Raw genomic sequence first — 26,681 nt, forward strand, 5'->3', positions numbered from 1 at the left:
GCAAGGCTAAATTTGCTCAAAAAACGCTTTAATAACTGGTTCTGAACGCCGCTTTTCCAAACAGCATAAACCCAGTCGATAAGACTCTATATTATTGATTTCAATCATGTTTACTCGGTCTGCAATAGCGGAATATTGCACCACGATTTCCGGCACTATGGCAATACCACAGCCCAGAGCCACCATACTCAAGATCGCCTCGTTGCCACCAACACTGGCATAAACTCTGGGTCGAATACCTTGCTCGCTAAGCCAATGGTGCACTATGCGTTTTGAAGGACCGGTATCCGGCAGAATCATCTGTTCTTCGCTCCAGACGATTTCGTTTATCTTGCGGGCCGAATGTTTTTTCGGCGTGATCATCACCAGCGATACCTGGTCGAGGTGTTGGAAATGCAAATCAACCGGGAAATTGGGGGTATGGATGGCGATGGCTAAATCGGAGGTTTGTTCCATCACCCGCTGCACGGATTCGCCGGGGTTACCCGTGGCCAGCTTGATTTCAACTCTAGGGTGGCTGGAGCGAAAGCCCTCCAGTAAAGGGGGCAAGTGACTAATACTGGCGGTTACCGTGCAAAACAAGCTCAATTCACCTTGCAAGGCTTGCATTTGTTCGTTGATATCGCCTTGGAAAGCTTGCCATTGCTGGCTGATTTCCTCTGCAAATTGCAAAAAACGTTGTCCCGCAGGCGTTAGTCGGGCGGTTCGATTATCGCGCACTAATAAATTTGAACCCACTTCGTCTTCTAGTCTCTGGATAGTTCTCGACAGGGTCGATGGGCTGATATACATGGCTTCAGCGGTTTTCCCGAAGTGTAAGGATTGTGCCAGATGCTTGAAAATTTGCAGAGAGCGAAGGTCCATATTGAGAATGTTGCAAAAAATGAAATGTGATGTTGCGAATATATCATTTTTCACAACGTGTAAAAAGTCGTATTGTTGCTCTCGGATTAATCGTCACAGATTATTAAGAGTTATGGGAAATTATTTTAATTCATTACCTTTGCGCAAACAGTTAGACCAGTTAGGTCGCTGTCGTTTCATGAGCCGTTCAGAGTTTGCTGACGGCTGCGAATATATGAAAGGTAAAAAAATCGTCATTGTAGGTTGTGGTGCTCAAGGTTTAAACCAAGGGCTAAACATGAGAGATTCTGGATTGGACGTGAGCTATGCGCTGCGCCAGTCCGCCATTGATGAAAAGCGTGCTTCGTTTGTACGCGCCTCTGAAAATGGTTTTACCGTTGGGACTTACCAAGACCTTATTCCGCAAGCGGATCTGGTTTATAACCTGACGCCAGATAAGCAACATGCCAGCGTGGTGGAAGCGGTAATGCCGCTGATGAAAGAAGGCGCTGCACTGGGTTATTCTCACGGTTTTAACATCGTGGAAGAAGGCCAACAGATTCGTCCCGATATCACGGTTGTGATGTGTGCACCAAAATGTCCGGGTACGGAAGTGCGCGAAGAATACAAGCGTGGCTTTGGTGTTCCCACACTGATAGCGGTTCACCCTGAAAACGATCCTAAAGGTGAAGGATGGGATATCGCTAAAGCGCTGGCTTCGGCTACCGGTGGTGACAGAGCGGGTGTGCTTGAGTCATCCTTCGTTGCGGAAGTGAAATCTGATCTGATGGGTGAGCAAACCATTCTTTGCGGTATGCAACAAGCCGCAGCGATTCTTGGTTATGACAAGATGGTGGCTGAGGGCATTGACCCGGCATACGCAGGTGCGTTGGTACAATATGGCCTGGAGGCCATTACCGAAGCGCTGAAGATTGGCGGTGTGACTAACATGCTGGATCGCCTGTCCAATGCCGACAAGTTAAAAGCGATGGCATTGTCTGATGAGCTTAACACATTGTTGCGTCCACTGTTTGAAAAGCACATGGACGACATCATGTGCGGCGAGTTTTCCAAAACTATGATGGAAGACTGGGCAAACGGCGATGCCAACTTGCTGAAGTGGCGTGAAGAAACCAATTCAACCGGCTTTGAACAGGCGCCTGAGTATGATGGCACCATCAATGAGCAAGAGTTTTTTGACAATGGCATCTTTATGGTAGCCATGATCAAAACCGGCGTTGAATTAGCCTTCGATGTGATGGTTGAGGCGGGTATTTTACCTGAGTCTGCTTATTACGAGTCTCTGCATGAGACGCCATTGATTGCTAATACTATTGCCCGTAAACGTTTATACGAAATGAATGTGGTTATTTCGGATACTGCTGAGTATGGAAACTACCTGTTTGCGAATGTAGCTGTACCACTTCTAAGAGAGAAGTTAATGCCAGAGATTGGAACTGACCTGATAGGTAAAGGTTCTGGCGCATCCAACAGTGTTGATAACAAAGCGTTGGTTCAAGCTAACCACGCGTTGCGCACTCACCCTGTGGAAACCATTGGTACAGACTTACGCGGTTACATGACTGACATGAAAACAATTGTGGCAGCCAGTAACTAAGTTCCCAAACAGATTTGTCTCCCACGTTGACAATTTCTGTCGTTAGGTGCTTATTAAAAGCCCTCTTAGCCCGGTGATTTTCGCCGGGCTTTTTTTATTGTAGGCTATGCTCACGTTCCACCAATGTGATTTAACATGTTAGCCAACACGCCACCGCCTCCTTATTACGCCGTTATTTTTTCCAATATAAAAAGCCCTGATACCGAAGGTTATTCCGAGATGGCCGACCGCATGGTTGAACTGGCCGCTGAGCAGCCGGGATTTCTTGGTATTGAATCGGCATCATCTGATATTGCCATTACCGTCTCTTACTGGGAAAGTGAGCAAGCAATTGCTAACTGGAAACGCAACGCTGAACATCAGGTTGCACAGAAGTTAGGAAAAGATAAGTGGTATGCGGCTTTTCAATTGAGAGTTGCCAAAGTGGAACGGGCTTACTCGTATTAGCCGACTGACATTTAATGGCGGCGATCTCTTACAAAACCTGTCCGCCTCTGGAGTTTGCTCAACAGTTTTTTAATCGTAACCTTGATGCCCAATATATTTTGCCCATTGGCACGGCATCAAGGACGCGATTATGCATATAGCAAAGTTAACTTTATCTCTGTTGTTGTTATTTACCTGTTTGGCAAAAGCGCAAGGCGAGAAGTCAGATTTGGTGGATGCCGTATTACACCAATCCAGTATTGAAATTTCTATCCTGAGCATGCCATCTCAACTGGCTCAGTTGCCCGCTCTGATGCCCCTCAAAGGACAACATCAACAGCAGCTAATGGAAGACCTGGTGGATGCCATAATGACAGATTTTAATGAAGTCGAGGTATTGTCTTCCATAAAAGCACATTTTATGGTGAAGGGAGATAGTCAGAAATTGCGACAAACACTGCTGTGGCTGCAAAGTGGTTACGGCAAAGAGATAACCCAAATCGAAATCCTGGCGCAACAGCAAGATCCTGTTTTATTGCAGCAGTACGTGATGAACTTTTCTGAACAGCAGATAAGTGCAGAGAATCTGGCCATTTTCAAAAAAATGGTGCGTGTCTCGCAGCTCAACGAAACCATGTTCAAAATGATGGAGTCATTTTTACCTGCCATGATGAAAGGCATGGCAGATATTGCCGAAGTATCCGGGCATGCGCTGCCCAAGAACTCAGGGGATTTTGAGCAGCAAATTGCCAATCAGGTAAACATGATGCGCAATCAATTTGGTCCTATGCTGGAAATGCAGATGGTTGCTACATTGAGTTATCTGTTTCGCGATGCATCAGCACCGACATTATTGGCTTACAATGACTTTTTAAGCTCCGCGGCAGGCCAACATTATCTGCAGCTGAGCATGGAGTCGATGTTGCAATTCGGCCTGGATTGGGTGGAGAGTATCATGGCCAACCTGGCGCAGGTAATGGATTCACAAGCTTTGGTGGTGCGCCATTAAGTGCTTTAGATTCGCTGGCCAGAGAAATGTATTTTTACTATTCGCACCCTTACAGTTTTAGTTCCATAAATTCTGCTGTGCCTGCCGCTTCGTCAAGTTGATAAAGTTTGAATCCAAACTTCTCGTAAGCAGCGATTGCCGTATTATTATTGGACAGCACTTCCAATGTTACTTTACAGCAACCCAGCTGCTCGGCTTTTTGTTTCGCTGCCTGCAGTAATGCTTTGCCAAATCCCATGCCGCGATATTCAGGTAACACTGCTAAGTCATGAATATTCAACAGGGGTTTGCAGGCAAAGGTAGAAAAGCCCGTAAAACAGTTGCACAAGCCGGCAGGCTTATTGTCCCAATAGAGAATGAAAGAATATGCGCCTGCGGTTTTTGCCAGGGTGTCAGCCAGATTTTGTTGTACATGGTCTGATAAGGGTTCGCCACCACCCATGGGATCTTGGGCGTAACTGTTTAACAAGAATAGAAGGTCTTTACCTTGCTCTGGATCGTTGAAATCTACAGTGATTATTTTTTTGCTCATAGTAATTCGCATTAATCGTTATTTTTTACTTGTTCAATTAAATGTTTGGTGCTAGTTTTATTCGTGTTCACACCTGAACATCCTTGTTACTCACGATATCTATCCGAGAATAAACATAATAATTGACCCTTACAACAGCAACACGCCAGAGGCGTACTACATCAATTATAAAGATCCTTCCTTATGAACCTGACTGAACTTAAAAAGAAACCCATTAGCGAGCTAGTCTCTTTAGCCGAAGAGATGGGCATTGAGAATATGGCCCGCGCCCGCAAACAAGACATCATCTTTGCGATCCTTAAAACCCATGCAAAAAGTGGCGAGGATATCTTTGGCGATGGTGTTCTGGAAATTTTACAAGACGGTTTTGGCTTTCTTCGCTCTGCCGATTCTTCTTACCTTGCAGGGCCCGACGACATCTATGTATCCCCTAGCCAGATCCGTCGTTTTAACCTGCGCACAGGTGACACCATTTCAGGCAAAATCAGGCCTCCAAAAGACAGCGAGCGTTATTTTGCCCTGTTGAAGATTAATCAGGTTAATTTTGATAAGCCAGAGAACTCTCGCAACAAGATTTTGTTTGAGAACCTGACACCATTGCACGCAGCACAGCGTCTGCGTATGGAGCGCGGCAACGGCAGTACTGAAGATATTACAGCGCGAGTGTTGGACCTGGCTTCACCTATCGGTAATGGCCAACGTGGCTTGATTGTAGCACCGCCCAAAGCCGGTAAAACCTTATTGCTGCAAAATATCGCACAATCTATTGCCGCTAATCACCCGGATTGCCAGTTAATGGTATTGCTGATTGACGAGCGTCCGGAAGAAGTAACGGAAATGCAGCGTTTGGTGCAAGGTGAAGTGGTTGCTTCTACTTTTGATGAGCCAGCCAGTCGCCACGTTCAGGTAGCTGAAATGGTTATCGAGAAAGCTAAGCGTTTGGTTGAGCATAAAAAAGATGTAGTGATCTTGTTAGACTCCATTACGCGATTAGCACGTGCCTATAACACCGTGATCCCCAGCTCAGGTAAAGTGCTTACCGGTGGTGTTGACGCCAATGCATTGCACAAGCCCAAGCGCTTCTTTGGCGCTGCGCGTAACGTTGAAGAAGGTGGCAGTTTGACTATCATCGCTACGGCACTGATTGATACTGGCTCTAAAATGGACGAGGTTATCTACGAAGAGTTTAAAGGTACCGGTAATATGGAATTACACCTCAACCGTAAGATTGCGGAAAAACGTGTATTCCCGGCTATCGACTTTAATCGCTCAGGTACACGTCGTGAGGAATTACTTACTTCTCAAGACGAACTACAGAAAATGTGGATCCTGAGAAAGATCGTTCACGAAATGTCAGAGATCGATGCCATGGAATTCCTGATTGGCAAGCTAGCCATGACGAAAACCAATGATGAGTTTTTTGATGCCATGAAGCGTCAGAAAAGCTAAATAAATCTGATATTAAAAAAGGCGCCAGATAAGCGCCTTTTTTGTCGGTATTCGATTTTTGCTTAACTCGCGGGTTGCTGAATGGATTCCAGCAACTTGTCTTCCAGTTCAAAGCGCAACTCCAGGGTCTCTCCCAATTGCGTCAGGTTTTTCATAAAGCCAGACATATCCTGCTCTTCATCCGGTTCAGCGTAGTTGTCATTGAAAGACAGTGCCGTGTCGGTTGTCGCTTTGATTTTTTCCGCGATTTCTTCAATCTGATTTTGGTCTTTACCATTTTGGCTGCACTCATCCAGAATTTTATCGTACAACTCAAAGTGCCCGGTTGACGCGTAATCCATCAGGGTTTCACAGAATTGCTCAATTTCCTGATTGCCAGGTAACGCGTTATTATTATTTTCGAAAGGGGGTAAACCCGCCAATTGGCAATATTGCACCAATAGTGTTTTGCGCTCTTCTAACCAAGTATCGATTAACTTGTGAATGCCGCCCCATCTTTGTTCTGCTTGTTCAATTCGGGTTAACATGATTATTGCCTTCTGCGTTATGATAAATGCAGCAAATCGCGCCAACAGGTTGTCGCTTGCTATGCACCCACCAGGGTTGTCAGTTAAGTATAACAAAATCTTCTGTGTCCAAAAGGTTTGATTATTACCGAAATCGTCATCTGCATATTTTACACGATGATGTAAAGCAATAAGGAGTGAGATTTGATCCAGCAAAACCCCGAGTTTGAACGTGTAAATGATGCATGGTGGATAGTGGTGAGTGGCGACAAGATACTACAGCATCGCGATTCACCCGGCTTATTCCGCGGCGACTGGCAACAGATGACAGACTTTCATGCCTGGCGAGAAGACATTATTCAGGTGGGTGAAGTGGACTCTCGACCTTGTTATGTTTTAGATATGGATGCACAGCATGTTACCCAAGAAGTTTATGAAGGCATTAGCTTGCGCGCCATGCTCATGCAGCTGCAGGCCGAGCTGTTTTACGTGGTATCTCGGGCCTGGCAGGTGGCATTATTTCTGCGCACGCACCGCTTTTGTGGCCGCTGTGGCGACCGCATGGCGCGTGTGGAGTGGGAGTTGGCCACTCAATGTCACACCTGTAAACATCGCTGTTATCCGCGCATTTCACCTTGCATCATAGTTGCCATTCGCAAAGGTTCGCAGATATTACTGGCGCAAGGCAGACATCATAAAAATAATATGTTCTCAACTCTAGCCGGGTTTGTGGAAAGCGGCGAAACCTTAGAACAAGCTGTGCATCGTGAAGTATTCGAAGAGGTCGGGGTGAAGGTCAAAAACCTGAGTTATTTCGCCAGCCAGCCATGGCCTTTTCCTCATTCATTGATGTGTGGTTTTCTTGCTGAATACGACAGTGGCGAGATAAGTGTCGATGATGACGAAATAATAGAAGCGCAATTCTTTAATTTTGATGCCTTGCCCAACATCCCCCCCACGTTTTCTATTGCGGGTCAATTGATTGAAGCAACTCGAGAGCTGGTAAGCGACAGATAATAGCGGGTTTCGGAAATAAAAAAGCCCTTTCTTACGAAAGGGCTCTAATTTCTGTTAGCGTCTTGGTCCTGTTTATCAGGCTTCTTAATTGTTTGGAAGTCGTTAACTGGTTCAAGTTATAGCAGATAATTAAAAAGAATGACAAGTTTTTTTGTACAAAAAATTAACAATTATTGAAAATTTCTCTCTCCGGCTCGGTTTTTGTGTAGAATAGCGCGGTTTTCATTTCTCGGTATTTTCCCACGGCGTAAGGTGTTATGACTCAACAAAGCAATCACAAACCACTTAAGAATGATCGTTATCTCAAAGCATTACTCAGACAGCCTGTTGATGTTACTCCCGTATGGATGATGCGCCAGGCGGGTCGTTATTTACCAGAGTACAAAGCCACCAGAGCACAAGCTGGCGATTTTATGTCGCTGTGCAAAAACACTGAGCTTGCTTGTGAAGTTACACTGCAGCCGTTGCGCCGTTATCCATTGGATGCCGCTATTTTATTTTCTGACATACTCACCATTCCTGACGCCATGGGATTGGGTTTGTATTTCGAAACTGGCGAAGGCCCTAAATTCGAGCGACCACTCAGCTCTATGGCAGACGTAGAAAAGTTGCCCGTTCCCGATCCGGAACAGGAATTGGGTTATGTGATGGATGCCGTAAGAGCCATCCGTCACGCGCTGGCGGGCGAAGTACCTTTGATTGGATTCTCCGGTAGTCCCTGGACCTTGGCTACTTACATGGTTGAAGGTGGCAGTACTAAAACCTTTGGTAAAATCAAGAAAATGGCCTTTTCTGATCCAGCGGCGTTGCACTTGCTGCTAGATAAACTAGCCGATTCCGTGATTTTATACCTCAATGCTCAGGTAAAAGCAGGTGCCCAATCTCTCATGGTATTTGATACCTGGGGTGGCGTGCTTTCACCTGCGGCTTACAAAGAATTCTCTTTGCGCTATATGGAAAAAATAGTGGCGGGTTTAATTCGTGAAAACGAAGGACGAAAAGTGCCTGTAACCCTGTTTACTAAAAATGGTGGTCAGTGGTTAGAAGCGATTGCAGCCACAGGTTGTGATGCAGTTGGCTTGGATTGGACCACGGATATTGCCGATGCTAAGGCTCGTGTGGGAGACAAGGTAGCTATTCAGGGGAATATGGATCCTTGCATGTTACACGCTCCAGCGGAGCGTATCAGACAAGAAGTTGCCACTATTCTGGCTGGATTTGGTGAAGGTGCTGGTCATGTGTTTAATCTGGGGCACGGTATTCATCCAGATATTGATCCGGAAAAAGCAGGTATATTTATTAACTCAGTGCATAAACTGAGTGCGCAATATCACAAGTGAGTTATCAGGTGGGTAACCGCACAAAATAAAAAGGGGCTACGGCCAGCCCCCGATCAAACGATGATCTATATTGTGGGTTTAGTCGAGCAGCAAATCCTATTGAGTTTGTTACGCGTTAAATCCACGTCCTCAGCATAATCTAAGTCGCAGCCACGCTCTATTTCCTCATTGTTTCTGACATCTCACCGCTTTACCGTTTTGATGAACTCAAGGTTGTGAAAAATAATCCTTACAATTCAATAGATAGAGAATCTTTGCTTGTTCATGGCAACCTATACTATGCTTTAGATTATTTCCAATTAGTTTCCATTAATACCTGTTTTTCTGATGGGTATATTTAACGAGTGAGAGTTAATGTCCAGCATACTGTTAGTTGAGGACGACAGGGATATGAGCAGTCTGGTGGAAGAGTTTCTGACGGATAGCGGATTTAATGTCACCGCAGTCGAAACTGCCAAGGACTGTTTTACCCGGATCGCCAATGCTCATTTTGATATCGTTTTACTGGATCTGACTTTGCCTGATGAAGATGGCTTGGTGATCCTGCGCAAGTTAGTCAAAAGAACGGTCACCCCCATCGTTATCATTTCTGGCCGCAAAACCGATGATGATAAAGTTGCAGGCTTGGAGCTGGGCGCTAAGGATTATCTGGGCAAACCTTTTTCTTTGAAAGAGTTATTAATACGGGTTAAAAACGTGCTTGGTTTGCCGCTTTCCGTGGAAAAGCAAAATACTGAATTGATGTTTCACAATTTTGTTTTGAGTCAAAAAAGCCGCTCATTATTTGATATTGCGGGAAATCGAATTGAATTAACGCAGCACGAGTTCAAAGTCTTATCCACGCTTGCCCAGCGAAAAAATGAGGTGGTGCCCCGTGAGGAAATCGTCGAATTGGTATCGGATTTAGATATTCCCGAAAATAATCGCGCGGTGGACATAAGCATCAGTCGACTGCGCAAAAAGCTCAATGACAATCGCAAACCGTTTAAAATTATTCAGACTATCCGCGGTGAAGGCTATCTATTAAGCACTTAAGGTGCGCATCAGGCGCTGTCAGGCATACCCTTTTCAATGGTTCTGATCAGGCGTTGCGTCAAACGTGAGTTTGCACTTTCCATTGCGTTTTTTTGCTTTTCGGCTTGAGCTGCAAGTGCCCATTCAATGTGGCGTTTTACCATATCTGATGAATGCTGATGCTGGTGTTTTAGTGCCTGCACTATGTCATCGTGGTAATCGGCATTGCCTAGCGCCACGCTGATATTGCGTTGCCAGGCTTCGAAACCGATGCGTCGAATCGCTGAGCCGGCCATTTTTTCTAGAAACGTTGCTTCATCCCAGGCGAAAAGCTCTAATAATGTCGCTTCCGAGAGTTTTTGCCGAACGGCAAAGTCCGGCTCTGCGGTCAACTGAGCATATCGATTCCAGGGACATATTAGTTGGCAATCATCACAGCCGTAGATGCGGTTACCTATGGCGGAGCGAAACTCAAGGGGAATGTCCCCCTTATTTTCGATCGTCAGGTAGCTGATACAACGTCGACCATCAACTACATATGGCGCAACAATAGCTTGTGTTGGGCACACTGTGATGCAGGCGACACAGCTGCCACATTTTTCCTCTACGGGCTGGTCGGTGCTCAGTGGCAGATTGACAAATAGCTCCCCCAGGAAAAACAACGATCCTGCTTTGCTATTCAAGGTCAGGCTGTGTTTGCCCGTCCAGCCGACTCCCGCTTTTTCTGCCAGTGCGTGTTCCAGCACAGGGGCGGAGTCGGTAAATGGTCGCCATTTGGCTTGGGGGTAATGCCCAGAGATTTTTTCGCCAAGCTTTTTCAAACGACTGCGCAGTACTTTGTGATAATCACGGCCAGTGGCATAGCGACTGATATAAGCGCGGCGTTTATCTTTGAGGTTTTGGGCGAATTGGGCATTTTCCGGGAGGTAGGCCATACACACGCTAATGACGCGCAAGGTGCCGGGAACCAGTTTTTCTGGCGCCAAGCGTTTGTCTTGGTTTTCAGCTAACCATTGCATATCGCCATGAAAGCCATTGTCCAACCAGGATTGTAACGCTATTTTATGCTTATCCAGGTTAATATCGGCAATACCCACGTGCTGGAATCCCAACTCGTGGCCCCATTGTTTTATATTACTACTGAGTTCAACCCATTTTTTTTCCGGAGGGGCAGACATTGAAAACCTTTAAAAACCTGTTCCAGCGGGAGAGTTTAGCACACAATATTTACACCGCGGATCAGGTTCGTCTCGTTGAGCCAAGGGCTGCCGAATTGGCCGGTGTTGCCATGTACCAACTTATGGAGAATGCCGGAAGGGCAGTCTTTTCTTTATTAACTGCAACTTATCCTGAAGCACAGCGCATTATTGTTCTGGCCGGGCATGGTAATAACGGTGGTGATGCCTATGTGGTAGCACGTCTGGCAATTGAAGCCGGCTTACACTGTGCACTTTGTGAATTGGGCAACCCGGATAAGTTGTCTGCAGACGCCAGTCTTGCCCGGACTAAATGGCTTGCTGCACAAGGCGCACAACTGGACATTGGCAAATTACAACTCAGTGATTTTGATGTTTGTGTAGATGGTATGTTAGGTACCGGCGTTTCCGGAGTAGTAAGAGCCCCCTATGCAGATGTCATTGCACGGTTAAACGACCAAACGATTCCGGTGGTCAGTATTGATATTCCCTCTGGCATGCATGCCGATACCGGAGTTGCCAATGGTATCGCTGTACAGGCCAATCACACCTGTACTTTTATAGGCATCAAAAGCGGATTGAAAACCGGACAGGGAAAGCAGCTTTGCGGGCAGTTGCATTTTGATGATTTGGGGGTAGGTAAAGAGTTTCAGCGCCTGGCACAACAAATTGCCAAAGTTGTAGATTTCAGAAACATGCCCGCTTTTCCGGGCCGAAAAATAAATAGTCACAAGGGCATGATGGGGAAATTGCTGTGTATCGGCGGCAATGAACAATATGGTGGCGCCATTCGACTCACAGCCGAAGCTGCACTGAGAACAGGAACAGGGCTGGTTAAGGTGTTTTGTCACGAAGCCTCAAGACAAACAGTGAATAACACGCGACCTGAAATCATGGTGGAGACCCGAACTGAGCAGCTGCAACAGACATTAGGTTGGAGCGATGCCATCGTAATTGGTCCGGGTCTTGGGCAAGATAGCTGGTCAATTAAGGTTTTGGAAGCGGCACTTTCGCACTGTTTAGAGCAACACAAGCACCTGGTGATTGACGCTGATGCCTTAAACTTGATAGCGGAACATCAACGTTTGGTCATTCCCCAAAATCTGGCCATTATTACCCCTCATTCAGGTGAAGCCGCTCGCTTGTTAAAAGTCACTGCAACAGAGGTGGAAAGTGACCGATACAAAGCGGCTACCCGATTAACACAAACCTTTAAAACTGTCTCTGTACTGAAAGGCCCGGGCACACTCATTACTTCTCAAGGCAATACCTGGGTTTGTGAGAATGGTAATCCGGGTATGGCAACTGGAGGAATGGGCGACGTATTAAGTGGCGTGCTGGGTGCATTATTATCCAAGGGCATTAGCAACCGGCTGAGTGCACTTTACGGCGTTTGTTTACACAGCCATGCTGCTGATATTGCTGCGCAGGAAAATGGTGAAATAGGCTTGTTGGCCAGCGATTTATTCCCATATATAAGAAAACTAGTCAATACCGAGAAAACAGATGCATAGTGAATCTTCTACAGCGACAGCTATTGTTAGCAGCGCTTCGGAACAGGACACGGAAAACCTTGCACAAGTTATTGCTGGCTTTTGCTCTTCCAGTGGTTACGCATGGACCATTCACCTGCATGGTGATTTGGGAGCGGGCAAAACCTGTTTTAGTCGCGGTTTTATTCGAGGCCTGGGACATACTGGCAGTGTTAAAAGTCCCACCTATACCTTGGTTGAACCCTATGAACTTGAGACCCTGAAGGTCTTCCATTTTGACTTGTATCGACTGTCAGATCCGGAGGAACTTGAATTTATGGGGATCAGGGATTATCAGCAGGCAGATACTATCAACCTGATTGAATGGCCCGAAAAAGGGGAGGGCCTGCTACCGCCGCCGGATTTAGAGTTAAGTATTGAGTTTACCGACCAAGGGCGTAGTATAGAGTTACTAGGAAAGTCTCCCAAGGCAAGGGAACTGATACAACAATTAAAATAATATGTATCAATGAAGATATTGTTGCGCTATTGCCTGCTGGTTTTTTTTACCTATTCGGTGTCCGAAGGTTTTTTCCTGTCTGAAGCTCAAGCAAGCACTAACGCCATCAACAGTGTCCGCATTTGGCCATCTCCCAGCAATACCCGTGTTGTATTAGATCTCGAAAACCAGCCGCAATATAGTTGGTTTACCCTGCAAAACCCGCATCGATTGGTCATCGATTTAGCTGAAACCGGAAAAAAACTGGATCTGTCCAAAGTGGCCAATAGCAGTGAGCTGGTCACAAAGATCCGTTACAGCACACCAAAATCTAAGGACGCGGTCAGAATCGTTCTTGAGCTTGATAAAAAAGTTAAACCGCAGATTTTCGCTTTGCAACCTACTGCACCCTACGGCAACAGGTTGGTTGTTGACCTGCCCGACAACCGTCCGGGCCAAACTAACCTGATTGAACAACCAGTAAACAAGCGCCACCAGGACATTATCATCGCTATCGACGCGGGCCACGGTGGAGAAGATCCCGGCTCTATAGGCCCTACAGGCACTTATGAAAAAAATGTCGTGCTGCGCATATCTAAAAAGCTTGCAGACTTGGTGGATGATGAACCGGGCATGCGCTCAGTGTTGATCAGAACCGGAGATTATTACTTAACCCCGAATCGCCGCCCCGAAATTGCTCGAGAGAAAAAAGCCGACTTGTTCGTTTCCATTCATGCGGATGCCTTTACTCAGCCGCAACCTAATGGTGCCTCGGTTTGGGTATTATCTACCGGACGTGCCAACAGTGAATTAGGTCGTTGGTTGGAGAATACCGAACAGCACTCAGAGCTATTAGGCGGTGCTGCTGAAATAATACAGGACACCAATAACGAGCGCTATTTAACGCAAGCTCTGCTGGATATGTCGATGGACCACTCAATCGCTACAAGTTATGACGTTGGCCGCAATATATTGTCTGAGTTGCGGGCCATGATGAAACTGCACAAAAAGTCGCCGCAAGCGGCGAGCTTTGCGGTACTGACTTCACCTGATATTCCTTCCATTTTGGTGGAAACTGGCTTTATATCTAATCCCAGAGATGAGAAAAATCTCAACTGGAGCAAGCATCAACACAACCTTGCTCGCTCAATATTTAAGGGCATAAAGGCCCACTTTCGCGCCACACCGCCAGATGGCACCCTATGGGCAAAACAAAAACCCAAATCTCGCACGCATAAAGTTCAGCGTGGGGACTCCCTCAGTGAACTGGCTTTGCGTTACAATGTTAGTGTCAACAACCTGAAAAGAGCCAATAATCTCAACAGTGATATAGTGAGAATTGGTCAGGTTTTAAATATTCCACAAAGCTAAACTACGAGTCGATAACCCCTTGCCCATTAAAGTATTGCCCGCCAGATTGGCCAATCAGATCGCCGCCGGCGAAGTGGTTGAACGTCCCGCCTCCGTTTTAAAAGAGTTACTGGAAAACAGTATTGACTCCGGGGCAACACAAATCCTGATTGACGTGGAAAAAGGTGGCCATAAGAAAATAAAGGTGACCGATAACGGCTCTGGTGTGGTCAAAGATGAACTGGTATTAGCGCTAAGTCGCCATGCCACCAGTAAGGTTTCAGAACTAGATGACCTGGAACATATTGCTACATTGGGGTTTCGCGGTGAAGCCTTAGCCAGTATAAGCTCAGTATCCAGATTAACGCTTACCTCAAGACCTGAAGGGCAAACAGAAGCTTGGCAGGCTCGCTGTGAGGGGCGTGATATGCAGGTGATTGTAGAACCTGCGGCCCATCCCCAAGGCACCAGTGTTGAAGTGCTGGACTTATTTTTTAATACGCCAGCCAGACGCAAATTTTTGCGCACCGAAAAAACGGAATTTAATCATATTGAAGAACTCTTTGTGCGCATTGCATTGAGTCGCTTTGATATTGCACTAAAACTCAAGCACAACGGCAAGCTGATTAAGTCCTTGCCTGCCATTAGCAGCCCCGAAGAGCACATCAAACGCATTCAGCAAATTTGTGGCGGCAACCTCTGTCAGGATTTATTGCAATTGAGCAGTCAATATCAACATTTTGCATTGCAGGGCTGGGTTTCTAAACCAGGGGCATTTCGCTCCATAAATGACACGCAATACGTATTTGTTAACAACCGCATGATGCGAGATAAACTGATTTTGCATGCGATCCGACAGGCCTACGAAGGATTGTTGCCCCCAGATAAATACCCCTTCTTTGTGCTTTACATCACTTTGCCGCACGATGAAGTGGATGTGAATGTACATCCAGCCAAGCATGAAGTGCGATTTCACCAGGCTCGCCTGGTACACGACTTCATATACTCCGGTGTCTGTGATGCTTTGAATGCACAGTTCGAGAGTGATCAAGATAGTGACAATGTTTCACCTAAATCCTCTGAACCTCGGCACAATTACCAGCAGGAAAATGACTACATTAAACCCTTGCAGCCGCTGCAACCATCGAGTTCAGGGTATGCTAGCGGATATGCGAGATCAACGAGCGGTGATAGCTCAGCAGTGCGGCGAGATATTTCCGAAGCGGCGAGTCACTATACGCAGCTGGTTAGCAGCCATTACGACATCGAGAAGTCGACCCCGGAGTTAAATGAAAAACACGTCATTCAAAACGATTCGATTTTGCCCATACCGGGCAAAGGGTTTTTAATTAAACGAGCCACTGAGTTTTATTACTTACCACAGCAGCAGCTGGTGGCGAGACATTTGGCTACGCGTTACTTAACTGATACCCCTGCTTCACAGCCGCTGCTATTACCGGTATCAGCAAAACCCTCAAAGCTCATGGATATCACTGTATTTTGCGACAACGCTGCAAAATTGGGGATGGACGTACATTCTTTTTCAAATAAACTGATTTTAAAACAAGTGCCGATAGGTGCTCGTAAACAGCGATGGCAGGAGATCTTCGTCGCTTTGCTAGACGGCGAAGATGTTTCAGCAGAGGCGATCATCAATACCATGGCAAGGTTTTGGGAGCCAGAACCGGGTGCGCTGAGCACAACACTGTCAGAGATGCTCCAAGTGAGTGAAGATAAGCAAGCTTTATTGGCGTGTGGAGCAAAACAGGTGCCTCTGCAATCATGGTTAGGGCAATTAGATGAATAGTGAGATATCGGCATTACCCAAGGCCATTTTTCTGATGGGGCCAACGGCGTCTGGTAAAACAGATCTCGCTATTAGCCTGGTGCAGAGCGGACTCTGTGAGATTATCAGCGTGGATTCTGCGCTTATTTATCGGGATATGGATATCGGTACAGCCAAGCCTTCTGTAGCGGAGCAGCTAGCTGCTCCGCATCGCCTGATAGATATTCTGGACCCCGCAGAGTCATATTCGGTGGCCCAATTCAGAAAAGATGCTTTGCGAGAAATGCAGGAGATCACTGACAAGGGCAAGGTACCCTTGCTGGTGGGGGGCACAATGATGTATTACAAGGCATTGATCGACGGCATTTCGCAACTACCGGAATCCGATGAGGGGGTGCGCAAGCAGATCAGCGAAGAAGTGGAACTCAATGGATGGCAGGCTCTGCATGACGAATTACGCAGCATAGATCCGGTTTCAGCGGAGCGAATTCACCCCAATGACCCGCAACGACTGATGCGGGCTATTGAAGTTTACCGCTTGTCCGGCAAAAGTATGACAGAATTGACGGCGAGCAAGTCCTCATCTATACCCTATAATATATTGCAGCTAGCGATTGCCCCAGATGATCGAAGTGTTCTACATCAACGTATAGAGAAACGCTTTGATATTATGCTGGATATGGGGTTCCAACAGGAAGTGCAAAAGTTAGTGCAAAGAGGTGACTTGCATCTCGACATGCCATCGATGCGCTGTGTTGGCTATCGTCAAATGTGGTTATATCTAGTAGGAAAGTATGATTTTGACGAAATGCGATACCGTGGTATTGTCGCTACGAGGCAGTTGGCTAAGCGCCAGCTCACTTGGCTGCGAGGTTGGCCGGGGTTGCATTGGCTGGATACGTTTTCCAGTGACAATGTAAAGCGGGTTAAAGATTTATTCTTAAAGTTGTAACTTGAATATGCTGTTCTAACGACCCATTTAGTATGAGTGTATACAGTAAAGGTAAATCCTGTATACTGATATTAAGCTGCTTTAAAGCAGCCTTACACTCAACCAGAACAACAAAAAAGATAAGAAGAACAAGAGGCTGAAAATGGCTAAGGGACAATCATTACAAGACCCGTTTTTAAACGCTTTGCGTAGAGAACGTGTTCCCGTGTCGATATATCTTGTAAATGGCATAAAGCTGCAAGGGCAAATCGAATCCTTCGATCAATTCGTTATTTTGTTAAAAAATACGGTAAGCCAGATGGTTTACAAGCATGCAATTTCCACAGTTGTACCTGCCCGAGCAATTCCAATGGTTGCCAACGACCATGGGGATGGAGATAATATTCAGTCTGAATAATTCTCAAGGTAAGGAAATGAAGCTTGTTTGACCGTTACGAAGCTGGCGAACAGGCTGTATTAGTACATATCTATTTCTCCGATGAACAGAGCAAAGAAGATCTGCAAGAATTGCAGATGCTGGTTTCATCGGCAGGTGTCAATGCAGTTGATATAGTTACCGGGTCGCGTCAGAACCCGGCTCCCAAATATTTTGTTGGCAGTGGTAAGGCGGAAGAAATAGCCAACGCCGTGCGCGCCAACAATGCCGATGTGGTGATCTTTAACCACAGTTTATCCCCGTCGCAAGAGCGCAACCTGGAACAACTCTGCAAGTGTCGGGTATTGGATCGCACCAGCTTGATCCTGGATATATTCGCCCAGCGCGCCAGAGCTCATGAAGGTAAGCTTCAGGTAGAACTGGCCCAGTTAAAGCACATCTCAACTCGTTTGGTAAGAGGTTGGACCCACCTTGAACGCCAAAAAGGCGGGATTGGCTTGCGTGGTCCGGGTGAAACCCAGCTGGAAACCGACAGGCGTTTATTGCGGGAACGCATCAAGAGCATTTTAAAGCGATTGCAAAAAGTGCAGAAGCAGCGAGAGCAAGGTCGTCGCTCCAGAGATCGGGCCGAATTGCCTACGATTTCCTTGGTGGGTTATACCAATGCTGGAAAGTCCACCCTGTTTAATACCATTACCGCTTCAGAGGTATACGCCGCCGATCAATTATTCGCCACTCTGGATCCCACACTTCGAAAAATTCAGTTACAAGATGTAGGTGCGGCGATTCTCGCAGATACGGTAGGCTTTATCAGACACTTACCGCACGATTTAGTGGCGGCCTTTAAAGCCACACTACAAGAAACTCAATCGGCAGACTTACTGTTACACGTCGTCGATTATTCCGATGAGCGTTTCAGAGAAAATACCGATCAAGTTAATGCGGTTTTGAACGAAATTGAGGCCAGCGACGTACCACAACTATTGATATGCAACAAAATAGATCGTCTGGAGGGGATGCAGCCAAGAATTGATCGCGACGACGAAGGGCGCCCGATTCGAGTTTGGTTGTCAGCTCAGCAAGGAGTAGGGATTGATTTATTACTAAATGCCCTCACAGAGTGTTTATCGGAAAAGATGGTGCATCATCGGTTGCGGGTACCACCTGCATTGGCACGCATCAAAGGCGCTTTGTATTCGTTGAACTGTATCGCGCACGAAGCGTATTCAGATAACGGTGACTGGCTGGTAGACATACGAATGCCTGCCAAAGATTGGCATCGTCTGGTAAAGCACTTTGATGCAGATCTAAACAGCATCATCGAAGATTGAATATTTTAGCTTAAGCACTGGTAGTTTTATTTGTCTTCCAGTAACTTAACTCGTTAATTATTTTAATTTAACTGTGGAGAACAGCATGGCCTGGAATGAGCCGGGTGGGAACGATAAAGATCCCTGGAAAAATCGTAATAACAACGATCAGGGCCCACCAGATTTAGATGATATCTTTAAAAATATCTTTAAAAAGTTCGGCGGTTCTAAAGGTGGCTCTGGTAAAGGGCCTTCCTTTGGGAAAGGACTGAGCGGTTTAGGTGCCGGTGTAATTATCGGCGTGCTGGTGGCCATTTGGGTAGTCAGCGGATTCTATACCGTCAAAGAAGCCGAGCGCGGTGTGGTATTGCGTTTTGGCCAGTTTCACTCCTTTGTTGAACCTGGTCTGCAATGGCGTCCAACGTTCGTTGACCGGGTTTATCCGGTGGATGTGCAAACCATTCGAACTTTACCTGCGTCTGGTTTCATTCTGACCGAAGATGAAAACGTAGTAAGTGTTGAAATGGAAGTGCAGTACCGCGTAGTAGAGCCTTACGAATACACCTTCGCCGTGACGCAACCTGATGAAAGTCTTCGTCAGGCATTGGATGCTGCGCTGCGTTATGTCGTTGGACATTCTGCAATGGATGATGTGCTAACCAGTGGTAGGGAAGTGGTGCGCCAACAAGTTCGAGAGGAACTGGAAGGCGTTATCGAACCCTACAAAATGGGTATCGCCATCACCGACCTCAACTTTAAAGACGCTCGTCCACCTGAAGAGGTTAAGGCTGCATTCGATGATGCCATTGCCGCTCAGGAAGATGAAATTCGTTTTATCCGTGAAGCTGAAGCCTACGCCAGAGAAATCGAGCCACGAGCTCGTGGTCAGGTAAGCCGTATGGAAGAAGAAGCGCAAGCCTATAAAGAACGTGTGATTCTGGAATCACGAGGTGAAGTGGCTCGCTTTGAAGAGCTGTTACCACAGTACACTGCAGCTCCCGAGGTTACCAGACAGCGTCTGTATCTTGAAACGATGGAACAGGTGTATAGCAACACCAGTAAAATTGTGGTGGATACTCAAGGCGGTGGCAACATGATGTATTTGCCACTGGATAAAATACTGGAAAGACAACAGAGCTCCGCGAATGAACCGGCTAGTCGCAATACCATTGAAGGGTTGAGAAACAACGCCACAAATCCGAGCAACAGTAACAATACGCCTGCGGCTAACGCTCGTGATAACAGATTTCGCTCTGGGAGAGGAAACTAAGCTATGAAGAATCTTATATTAATTCTCGCTGCTGTGGTTGCTCTATTAGGCTACAACTCATTGTTTGTAGTAGAAGAGGGCACGCGCGGTATCGTTATTCAGTTTGGTAAAGTACAGCGTGATGACAATCAAGAAACTAAGGTGTTTGAGCCTGGTTTACACCTCAAAGTCCCTTTCTTTGATCGGGTTAAGATCCTTGATGCACGTGTGCAAACCCTGGATGACGCACCTGATCGCTTCGTAACATCAGAGAAAAAAGACCTTATCGTCGATTCTTATGTGAAGTGGCGTATCAGTGATTTTGCGCAATATTACCTGGCCACACGCGGTGGGGTAAAAGCCCAAGCTGAGGCCCTGCTAAAGCAGAAAGTCAACAATGGCTTGCGCTCTGAATTTGGTACCCGCACCATCTCTGAGATTGTCTCTGGTGAGCGTTCAGAGTTGATGGACGAAGCACTAGAACAGTCTTCTCAAACATCTGATGATTTGGGTATTGAAATTGTTGACGTGCGCGTTAAGCAAATCAACCTACCACTGGAAGTCAGTAACTCTATTTTTGACCGTATGCGTGCAGAACGTACTGCAGTGGCCAAAGAGCACCGCTCTGAAGGTCAAGAGCAGGCGGAAATCATTCGTGCAGACATCGATCGTCGAGTGACTGTTATGTTGGCTGATGCAGAGCGTAATGCCCGTCAACTGCGAGGTGAAGGTGATGCAACTGCGGCCAAAATATACGCGGATACATACAACAAGAACCCTGAGTTTTATGCATTCTTACGCAGTATGGATGCTTATAAAGCCAGCTTTAGCAGTAAGCAAGACGTTTTGGTGGTTGAGCCTAACAATGACTTCTTCAAATACATGAAGAATCAGAACTAAGCGTCTGGATGTAAACTGAAAAACCCGCTTTAAAGCGGGTTTTTTGTTATTGGAACAGCAGTAATTTTTTTGGATTACTTGTATAGTTGGCAAATCAAAATTAGCCGGGATCCCTGATGTTAAAGCACCACTATCAACACTTCTTAAGCAACAATAAGAATGTGCAGCATTACGCTTGCCACAGCCATCACTACTGGCCGGATGTCACCCGCCAGGCGATGTTGGATTATTGGGATGATTCAGCGCGTTTAGTGGATGACAAATGGGGCTATTTCTTTGAAGAAAAAGTACCGGCTTTGCAGACACATATTGCTAGTATTCTGGGCACCGGACAACCGGAACAGGTGGTGTTTGCGCCCAATACTCACGAATTGCTATTCAGGGTAATTTCCGGTCTGGATTTAAGTGCCGAGCTTACTATTGTGACAACCGATAGCGAGTTTCACAGCTTTAATCGCCAGATAAATCGTCTTGATGAGTTGAAAAATATTCATGTTATTAAAGTTCCGGTGCAACCGCTTCATAGTTTTGAATCTCGTTTTGCAGACGCGGTGCAATACAACGATCCCCATTTAGTGTTTTGCAGTCAGGTATTTTTTAATTCCGGTTTTGCCGTACAAAGCATCGATAAGATTATTGCCTCAGTAGAGAACCCCGACACGGTGATTATGATTGACGGCTATCATGCCTTTTGTGCCATGCCCGTTGATATTTCGGCTCATCGCAATCGCATATTCTACCTCGCAGGTGGCTACAAGTATGCCCAAGGTGGTGAAGGTGTTTGTTTCATGCATGTACCCAAAGGTTTTTTGAGTCGTCCTTTGTATACCGGTTGGTATGCTGAATTCGGCGAGCTACAAAAATTTAAATCCCGCAAGGTGGATTACGCCACCAATGGTTTTCATTTTGCGGGTTCTACTATGGACTATTCGGGTATTTATCGACAGTTGGCGGTGTTCAACTTGTGGCAAACAGAAAACATCAGCATTGCCGCCATCCATGCACATGTACAAACGTTACAGCAGGCATTTTTGTCACACCTCGAGTCGTTACAACAAACCGTTTTAACCAAAGCTAATTTACTGTTAATAGCGCCTGAACAGCATGGTCACTTTTTGACCTTTGAATTCGAAAAAAACGAGCAAGCCGCATCGTTACATCAGTTTTTAAAATCCCACCATATTGAAACCGATTATCGCGGTACCCGTTTGCGCTTTGGTTTTGCACCCTATCACGAGGTGGCGGATATTAATTTATCCTGTCTGGAAAATTATCATGACTAGTCTGGCAGTGGCCTTTGCATTGTTGTTGATCCTGGAAGGTATTGGCCCCTTATTATTTCCCAACCGTTGGCGGAAATATTTGCAAAGTCTGGCGCAACTGCCGGGTAATCAGTTGCAACAGATTGGCGGTGTTATGGTGATCGCTGGCGCGATTCTGTTGTGGTTTCTGCAAAGCTAAAGCAGATAGCCTTGATTTGTGCTGAAAATCGGGATTTTCATGACAAAATAGATGAATCAGGTCCCTCAACTTGATAGAATCCCCGCTTAACTTTCAACCAAAGCAATGTAAATGGCAAATAATGTAGTGGTCCTTGGCACTCAATGGGGTGACGAGGGTAAAGGTAAGGTTGTCGACCTGTTAACAGACAAAGCTTCGTATGTGGTGCGCTATCAAGGCGGTCACAATGCTGGACACACCCTGGTAATCGACGGTGAAAAAACCGTATTGCACTTGATCCCTTCTGGTATTCTACGCGACAACGTAAAATGCGTTATCGGTAATGGCGTAGTATTGAGCCCGGAAGCGTTGATGAAGGAAATTGCCATGCTCAAAGAGCGCGGTGTACCGGTGGAAGAACGTCTGGTGATCAGCGAAGCCTGCCCACTTATTCTGCCTTATCACGTTGAGCTGGATAAAGCCCGCGAACAAGCCCGTGGCAATAAAGCCATCGGCACCACAGGTCGCGGAATTGGCCCTGCCTATGAAGACAAAGTGTCACGCCGTGGCTTGCGTGTGGGTGACTTGTTCTGTGTCGAGAGCTTTGCAGCAAAACTCAAAGAAGTGATGGAATATCACAATTTTGCACTGCAGCATTATTACAAAGCTGAGCCGGTAAGTTACGATAAAGTATTACAAGAAGTGCTGGCCATTGCAGATATCTTGAAATCTATGGTTGTAGATGTCACCGACATGCTGGACAAAGCCCGTCTGGCAGGTGAAAAGATTATGTTCGAAGGGGCTCAGGGTACCTTGTTAGATATCGACCACGGTACTTATCCTTACGTAACTTCATCCAACACCACCGTTGGTGGCGTGGCGACAGGTGCTGGCTTCGGTCCGCTGAATCTGGATTACGTGTTGGGTATTGTAAAAGCCTACACAACACGTGTGGGTTCCGGTCCTTTCCCTACTGAATTAGACGATGCAGTGGGCGAACACCTTGGTGTTAAAGGTCACGAGTTCGGTGCCACCACGGGCCGTAAACGCCGCACTGGGTGGTTTGACGCCGTAGCAATGAAGCGCGCCGTGCAAATTAACTCTATTTCTGGATTCTGTCTGACCAAATTGGACGTTCTGGATGGCTTGGAAGAACTAAAAATTTGCGTCGGTTATAAAGATGCCGAGGGTAACATCAAAGATGTACCGCCCATGGCCGCAGACGGCTACGATGCCGTTACACCTGTTTACGAGTCGATGCCAGGTTGGAGCGACAATACCTTTGGTGCTAAAACTATCGATGCACTACCGCAAGCTGCGCGAGACTATATTAAGCGCATCGAAGAGGTGACTGGCGTACCAGTGCATATAGTGTCTACAGGACCTGATAGAAACGAAACTATCATTCTGACTCATCCTTATGATGCCTGATAAAAAGCCGCTCTAGAGCGGCTTTTTGCTGTTAACAAATTGATTTCAGGAGCTAACCATGGACGCGAAAAACGCAAATAGTATTCCCGACATAGTGACCCGCTTGCGCAACACCTATGCCACCGGGAAAACGCGATCCGCACAGTGGCGTATTCAGCAGCTTCAGCAAGTTAAAAAAATGACGCTGGATAATGAAGAAAAAATCAGAGCTGCACTTGAGGCGGATCTCGGAAAGTGTCAACAAGAAGCCTGGACAGCTGAAATTTCTTATATCAGCACTGAAGTCGACCATACCATTAAGCATCTGAAAAAGTGGATGAAACCCCGTAAGGTGAAAACACCTTTAGTCGCGCAACCGGGAAAAAGCTATCTGCAACCGGAACCACTGGGCGTGGCACTGATTATCGGTGCCTGGAATTATCCCTGGCAATTGGTGATTGCGCCTTATGTTGCAGCCTTGTCAGCGGGCAATTGTGCCATCTTAAAACCCTCTGAACTGGCGGAAAACACCTCGCGTTTGATGGCGGAACTGGTACCCAAGTATCTGGATGGTGACGCCGTTGCCGTGGTTGAAGGGGGGGTAGAAGAGTCCACAGAGCTATTAAAACAGCGCTTTGATCATATTTTGTATACCGGTGGTGAGGCCGTAGGTAAGATTGTTATGCGCGCTGCGGCGGAGCATCTTACACCCGTTACATTAGAGTTAGGGGGCAAAAGCCCTTGCGTGGTAGACAAAAGTGCTAATTTGGATGTTACCGTATCCAGAATCGCTTGGTGTAAATGGATGAATGCCGGTCAAACCTGTGTCGCGCCAGACTATATTTTGGTGGATGAGAGCATCAAAGAGGCTTTTATAGAAAAGCTTCAGGCAAAAATTACCGATTTTTACGGCGAGCAACCTGCCGACAGTAAAGACTACGCACGCATCATTAATACTCGCCATTGGGCGCGTATTATGGGTTTGTTAGATGGTCAAAATGTGATTACTGGTGGAGAGGGTGATGAGCAAACACGTTATATCGCTCCAACTCTCGTGCTTGAACCTGACCCCGAGTCTACTCTGATGCAGCAGGAAATATTTGGTCCTGTTTTACCCATTTTGACCTATCGCAAAACTGAAGAGGCTGTTCACTTTATTAATCAGCGCTCTAAGCCATTGGCCATGTATGTGTTTAGCAAAGATAAACTGGTTACTCATGCAGTGCTGCATCAGACAAGCGCCGGTAATGTCTGTGTCAATGATGGTATGATGTTCATGACCAATCAGGATCTGCCTTTTGGCGGTGTTGGCACCAGCGGCATGGGCAGCTATTGCGGTCAGGCAGGTTTTGATACCTTTAGCCACTTAAAAGCGGTGATGGAGCGCAGTTTCGCCCTGGATGTGGACATTCGCTATCCACCCTACACTGAGAAAAAGCTTAAAATGTTGAAAATGATGGTGTAGCTAATGCTGACACCATTTCACCTTGCCATCGCCGTACATGACCTGGAGTTGGCTCGTGCATTCTATGGCGACCTGTTGGGTTGTAAGCAAGGTCGGAGCTCTGAATTCTGGATCGACTGGGACTTCTGGGGGCATCAGCTGGTTACTCATCTGGATCAAAACCTCAAATTAAGCGAAACCGTAAATCTGGTGGATGGGAAAGACATCGGCGTTCCGCATTTTGGTGTAGTACTAAACTGGTCTGACTGGGAAGAATTAATCTCGCGTCTACGAGAAAAACAGGTTAAATTTGTTCTTGAACCTTATGTAAGGTTTGCGGGAAAGCCCGGAGAACAAGGCACATTTTTTATTAAGGATGGCACTGGTAACCGCCTTGAATTTAAAGCTTTTAAGGATCCCGCGTTTCTTTTTGCAAAACAGTAACGATTCAGATGTGCAAAATATGAACACTGTTCAGTTAGTTATCTGACTCTGGTTTTTTAAAGCTGAATACCAGGTAATGGTGTAGAACAGTTACGGGAACTCCGTGTAATGCGTTATCACGACTCTTATCTAGATGCTCAAACTATCGCTAAGGCAGCGTTGGCCTTCCTGGATAAGCACGGACTGGCTCACAATCCCATACATTACGCTATTGCCTATCAACATATTTCAGAAACCAATGCTCAATTATCTAAGGCCTTATCAGGTATCCTGGACGAGCACAGTCCTGATCCTTACGAAATGGAGATACTATTTGACAAATATATCTCTGAAAATAAGCCAAAATCTGAAAAAAGTATCGAAAATCTAAATAAATGTATCGAACATCTGGAAACGGTGAATGGCGAAAGTGGCACTGCAGTAGACCAGTTAGAACATTCCATTGATCAGGGAACGGACACTGATAGCACTTTGATTAGCAATATTATCAGTGCCGCAAAAACCGTCAGAAACGCTCAGGAAAAAGTAAACAAACAGCTAGCCGAAACCCGACAACAGTCAGATATCCTTATGAAGGAGCTGGAGACTGCCAGGGCGCTGGCGATAACCGATAGTTTAACCAAATTAAAAAATCGCTCTGGTATGGACGAGTACCTCGCAGCATTACCAGACAAATCCTTCAAGCAATTTTGTGTTGCTATTGCGGATATTGATCACTTCAAACAATTTAATGATGAGTTCGGTCATTTGGTTGGGGATTTGATCTTAAAACGCTTAGGGAAATTATTCGTTGAAGAGTTGCCTGTGCCCTGTCAGGCGTTTCGATTTGGTGGGGAAGAGTTTGTCATCTTGATGCCGGAATGTAATCTCGAGCAAGCTATAGAGGTTGCGGAGCGATTTCGCATTGTCGTCGCTCATTTGCGTTTTAAGAACGCCAGGACAAAGAAACGCTTGCCACCATTAACGATTTCGCTGGGCGTTACCGGATGGGTTAAAGGCGATGATATCGAGCACGCTTTAATGCGCGCAGACCAGGCCTTGTATCAAGCCAAAGACAGTGGTCGCAATAAAGTTTGCAGTATCAAAGCCTGAGCCGGAT

At 46.3% G+C, this 26,681-nt stretch carries 26 protein-coding genes; 22 read left to right on the forward strand and 4 right to left on the reverse strand.

The window, feature by feature from the left end; translation table 11 throughout:
- Positions 1-6: 6 nt before the first annotated feature.
- Positions 7-864 carry an HTH-type transcriptional activator IlvY gene (ilvY, locus tag AABA75_RS00855; RefSeq protein ID WP_338290442.1) on the reverse strand — a complete coding sequence of 286 codons (858 nt, stop codon included), beginning with the start codon at positions 862-864 and terminating at the stop codon, positions 7-9.
- 112 nt (positions 865-976) lie between these two features.
- Between ilvY and ilvC the strand changes: the two genes are divergently transcribed.
- The 3 genes from ilvC (at position 977) to AABA75_RS00870 (ending at position 3,896) form a co-directional block, all read left to right on the forward strand.
- Positions 977-2,461 carry a ketol-acid reductoisomerase gene (gene ilvC / locus AABA75_RS00860; protein ID WP_338290444.1) on the forward strand — a complete coding sequence of 495 codons (1,485 nt, stop codon included), beginning with the start codon at positions 977-979 and terminating at the stop codon, positions 2,459-2,461.
- A gap of 135 nt (positions 2,462-2,596) precedes the next feature.
- Entirely contained in the window at positions 2,597-2,908 is a 312-nt protein-coding gene (locus AABA75_RS00865; protein WP_338290445.1) for an antibiotic biosynthesis monooxygenase family protein, read from the forward strand.
- 130 nt (positions 2,909-3,038) lie between these two features.
- Positions 3,039-3,896: a hypothetical protein gene (locus AABA75_RS00870; RefSeq protein WP_338290447.1), complete on the forward strand. Its 858-nt coding sequence runs from the start codon at positions 3,039-3,041 to the stop codon at positions 3,894-3,896.
- Between the two features lie 49 nt (positions 3,897-3,945).
- Here the strand turns inward: AABA75_RS00870 and AABA75_RS00875 are convergent, their stop codons facing one another.
- Entirely contained in the window at positions 3,946-4,428 is a 483-nt protein-coding gene (locus AABA75_RS00875; protein WP_338290449.1) for a GNAT family N-acetyltransferase, read from the reverse strand.
- A gap of 183 nt (positions 4,429-4,611) precedes the next feature.
- Between AABA75_RS00875 and rho the strand changes: the two genes are divergently transcribed.
- Positions 4,612-5,877 carry a transcription termination factor Rho gene (gene rho, locus AABA75_RS00880; RefSeq protein ID WP_338290450.1) on the forward strand — a complete coding sequence of 422 codons (1,266 nt, stop codon included), beginning with the start codon at positions 4,612-4,614 and terminating at the stop codon, positions 5,875-5,877.
- 62 nt (positions 5,878-5,939) lie between these two features.
- On the opposite strand, the gene rsd is transcribed toward rho, so the two are convergent.
- Complete coding sequence (gene rsd, locus AABA75_RS00885) at positions 5,940-6,404, reverse strand: sigma D regulator (protein ID WP_338290451.1); 465 nt, start codon at positions 6,402-6,404, stop codon at positions 5,940-5,942.
- Positions 6,405-6,587: 183 nt separating this feature from the next.
- Here rsd and nudC point away from each other — a divergent pair, with 183 nt between their 5' ends.
- The 3 genes from nudC to AABA75_RS00900 all read left to right on the forward strand — a co-directional run bounded on the left by nudC (position 6,588) and on the right by AABA75_RS00900 (position 9,775).
- The gene (gene nudC / locus AABA75_RS00890) at positions 6,588-7,400 is read left to right on the forward strand and encodes an NAD(+) diphosphatase (protein WP_338290453.1); all 813 of its coding nucleotides are present in this window, start codon (positions 6,588-6,590) and stop codon (positions 7,398-7,400) included.
- A 257-nt stretch (positions 7,401-7,657) separates the two neighbouring features.
- Complete coding sequence (gene hemE / locus AABA75_RS00895) at positions 7,658-8,740, forward strand: uroporphyrinogen decarboxylase (RefSeq protein ID WP_338290455.1); 1,083 nt, start codon at positions 7,658-7,660, stop codon at positions 8,738-8,740.
- 354 nt (positions 8,741-9,094) lie between these two features.
- Entirely contained in the window at positions 9,095-9,775 is a 681-nt protein-coding gene (locus AABA75_RS00900; RefSeq protein WP_338290457.1) for a response regulator transcription factor, read from the forward strand.
- An 8-nt stretch (positions 9,776-9,783) separates the two neighbouring features.
- Here AABA75_RS00900 and queG read toward each other — a convergent pair whose 3' ends face one another.
- Positions 9,784-10,932, reverse strand: a complete 1,149-nt coding sequence (queG, locus tag AABA75_RS00905) for a tRNA epoxyqueuosine(34) reductase QueG (protein ID WP_338290459.1) — start codon at positions 10,930-10,932, stop codon at positions 9,784-9,786.
- On the opposite strand from queG, the gene AABA75_RS00910 reads away from it, so the two are divergent.
- From AABA75_RS00910 to AABA75_RS00980, 15 genes are all read left to right on the forward strand, one after another.
- Positions 10,932-12,464 (forward strand): NAD(P)H-hydrate dehydratase, encoded by a 1,533-nt coding sequence (locus AABA75_RS00910; protein ID WP_338290460.1) that lies wholly within the window; start codon positions 10,932-10,934, stop codon positions 12,462-12,464. The genes queG and AABA75_RS00910 overlap by 1 nt on opposite strands.
- Positions 12,457-12,942: a tRNA (adenosine(37)-N6)-threonylcarbamoyltransferase complex ATPase subunit type 1 TsaE gene (gene tsaE / locus AABA75_RS00915; protein WP_338290461.1), complete on the forward strand. Its 486-nt coding sequence runs from the start codon at positions 12,457-12,459 to the stop codon at positions 12,940-12,942. The genes AABA75_RS00910 and tsaE overlap by 8 nt, the downstream gene beginning before the upstream one ends.
- Before the next feature lie 9 nt (positions 12,943-12,951).
- The gene (locus AABA75_RS00920; RefSeq protein ID WP_338290463.1) at positions 12,952-14,292 is read left to right on the forward strand and encodes an N-acetylmuramoyl-L-alanine amidase; all 1,341 of its coding nucleotides are present in this window, start codon (positions 12,952-12,954) and stop codon (positions 14,290-14,292) included.
- Between the two features lie 19 nt (positions 14,293-14,311).
- Positions 14,312-16,078 (forward strand): DNA mismatch repair endonuclease MutL, encoded by a 1,767-nt coding sequence (gene mutL, locus AABA75_RS00925; RefSeq protein WP_338290464.1) that lies wholly within the window; start codon positions 14,312-14,314, stop codon positions 16,076-16,078.
- Complete coding sequence (gene miaA / locus AABA75_RS00930; RefSeq protein ID WP_338290466.1) at positions 16,071-17,009, forward strand: tRNA (adenosine(37)-N6)-dimethylallyltransferase MiaA; 939 nt, start codon at positions 16,071-16,073, stop codon at positions 17,007-17,009. Before mutL ends, miaA begins: the two co-directional genes overlap by 8 nt.
- Before the next feature lie 142 nt (positions 17,010-17,151).
- A complete protein-coding gene (gene hfq / locus AABA75_RS00935; RefSeq protein ID WP_338290468.1) occupies positions 17,152-17,406 on the forward strand; it encodes an RNA chaperone Hfq in 255 nt (84 codons plus the stop codon).
- A 23-nt stretch (positions 17,407-17,429) separates the two neighbouring features.
- Positions 17,430-18,716, forward strand: a complete 1,287-nt coding sequence (hflX, locus tag AABA75_RS00940; protein WP_338290469.1) for a ribosome rescue GTPase HflX — start codon at positions 17,430-17,432, stop codon at positions 18,714-18,716.
- Between the two features lie 85 nt (positions 18,717-18,801).
- Positions 18,802-19,965 (forward strand): FtsH protease activity modulator HflK, encoded by a 1,164-nt coding sequence (gene hflK, locus AABA75_RS00945; RefSeq protein WP_338290471.1) that lies wholly within the window; start codon positions 18,802-18,804, stop codon positions 19,963-19,965.
- Positions 19,966-19,968: 3 nt separating this feature from the next.
- Positions 19,969-20,844 (forward strand): protease modulator HflC, encoded by an 876-nt coding sequence (gene hflC / locus AABA75_RS00950; RefSeq protein WP_338290473.1) that lies wholly within the window; start codon positions 19,969-19,971, stop codon positions 20,842-20,844.
- 116 nt (positions 20,845-20,960) lie between these two features.
- Positions 20,961-22,127, forward strand: a complete 1,167-nt coding sequence (locus tag AABA75_RS00955; RefSeq protein WP_338290475.1) for an aminotransferase class V-fold PLP-dependent enzyme — start codon at positions 20,961-20,963, stop codon at positions 22,125-22,127.
- Positions 22,120-22,305, forward strand: a complete 186-nt coding sequence (locus AABA75_RS00960) for a DUF2065 domain-containing protein (RefSeq protein ID WP_338290477.1) — start codon at positions 22,120-22,122, stop codon at positions 22,303-22,305. The genes AABA75_RS00955 and AABA75_RS00960 overlap by 8 nt, the downstream gene beginning before the upstream one ends.
- Before the next feature lie 111 nt (positions 22,306-22,416).
- The gene (locus AABA75_RS00965) at positions 22,417-23,715 is read left to right on the forward strand and encodes an adenylosuccinate synthase (RefSeq protein WP_338290478.1); all 1,299 of its coding nucleotides are present in this window, start codon (positions 22,417-22,419) and stop codon (positions 23,713-23,715) included.
- A gap of 58 nt (positions 23,716-23,773) precedes the next feature.
- Positions 23,774-25,159: an aldehyde dehydrogenase family protein gene (locus tag AABA75_RS00970; RefSeq protein WP_338290479.1), complete on the forward strand. Its 1,386-nt coding sequence runs from the start codon at positions 23,774-23,776 to the stop codon at positions 25,157-25,159.
- 3 nt (positions 25,160-25,162) lie between these two features.
- Entirely contained in the window at positions 25,163-25,582 is a 420-nt protein-coding gene (locus tag AABA75_RS00975) for a VOC family protein (RefSeq protein ID WP_338290480.1), read from the forward strand.
- A gap of 108 nt (positions 25,583-25,690) precedes the next feature.
- A complete protein-coding gene (locus AABA75_RS00980; RefSeq protein ID WP_338290482.1) occupies positions 25,691-26,674 on the forward strand; it encodes a GGDEF domain-containing protein in 984 nt (327 codons plus the stop codon).
- The last annotated feature ends 7 nt before the right edge of the window (positions 26,675-26,681 follow it).

Origin of the sequence: Planctobacterium marinum, assembly GCF_036322805.1 — a bacterium.
GTDB classification, from domain to species: Bacteria; Pseudomonadota; Gammaproteobacteria; order Enterobacterales; family Alteromonadaceae; genus Planctobacterium; species Planctobacterium marinum_A.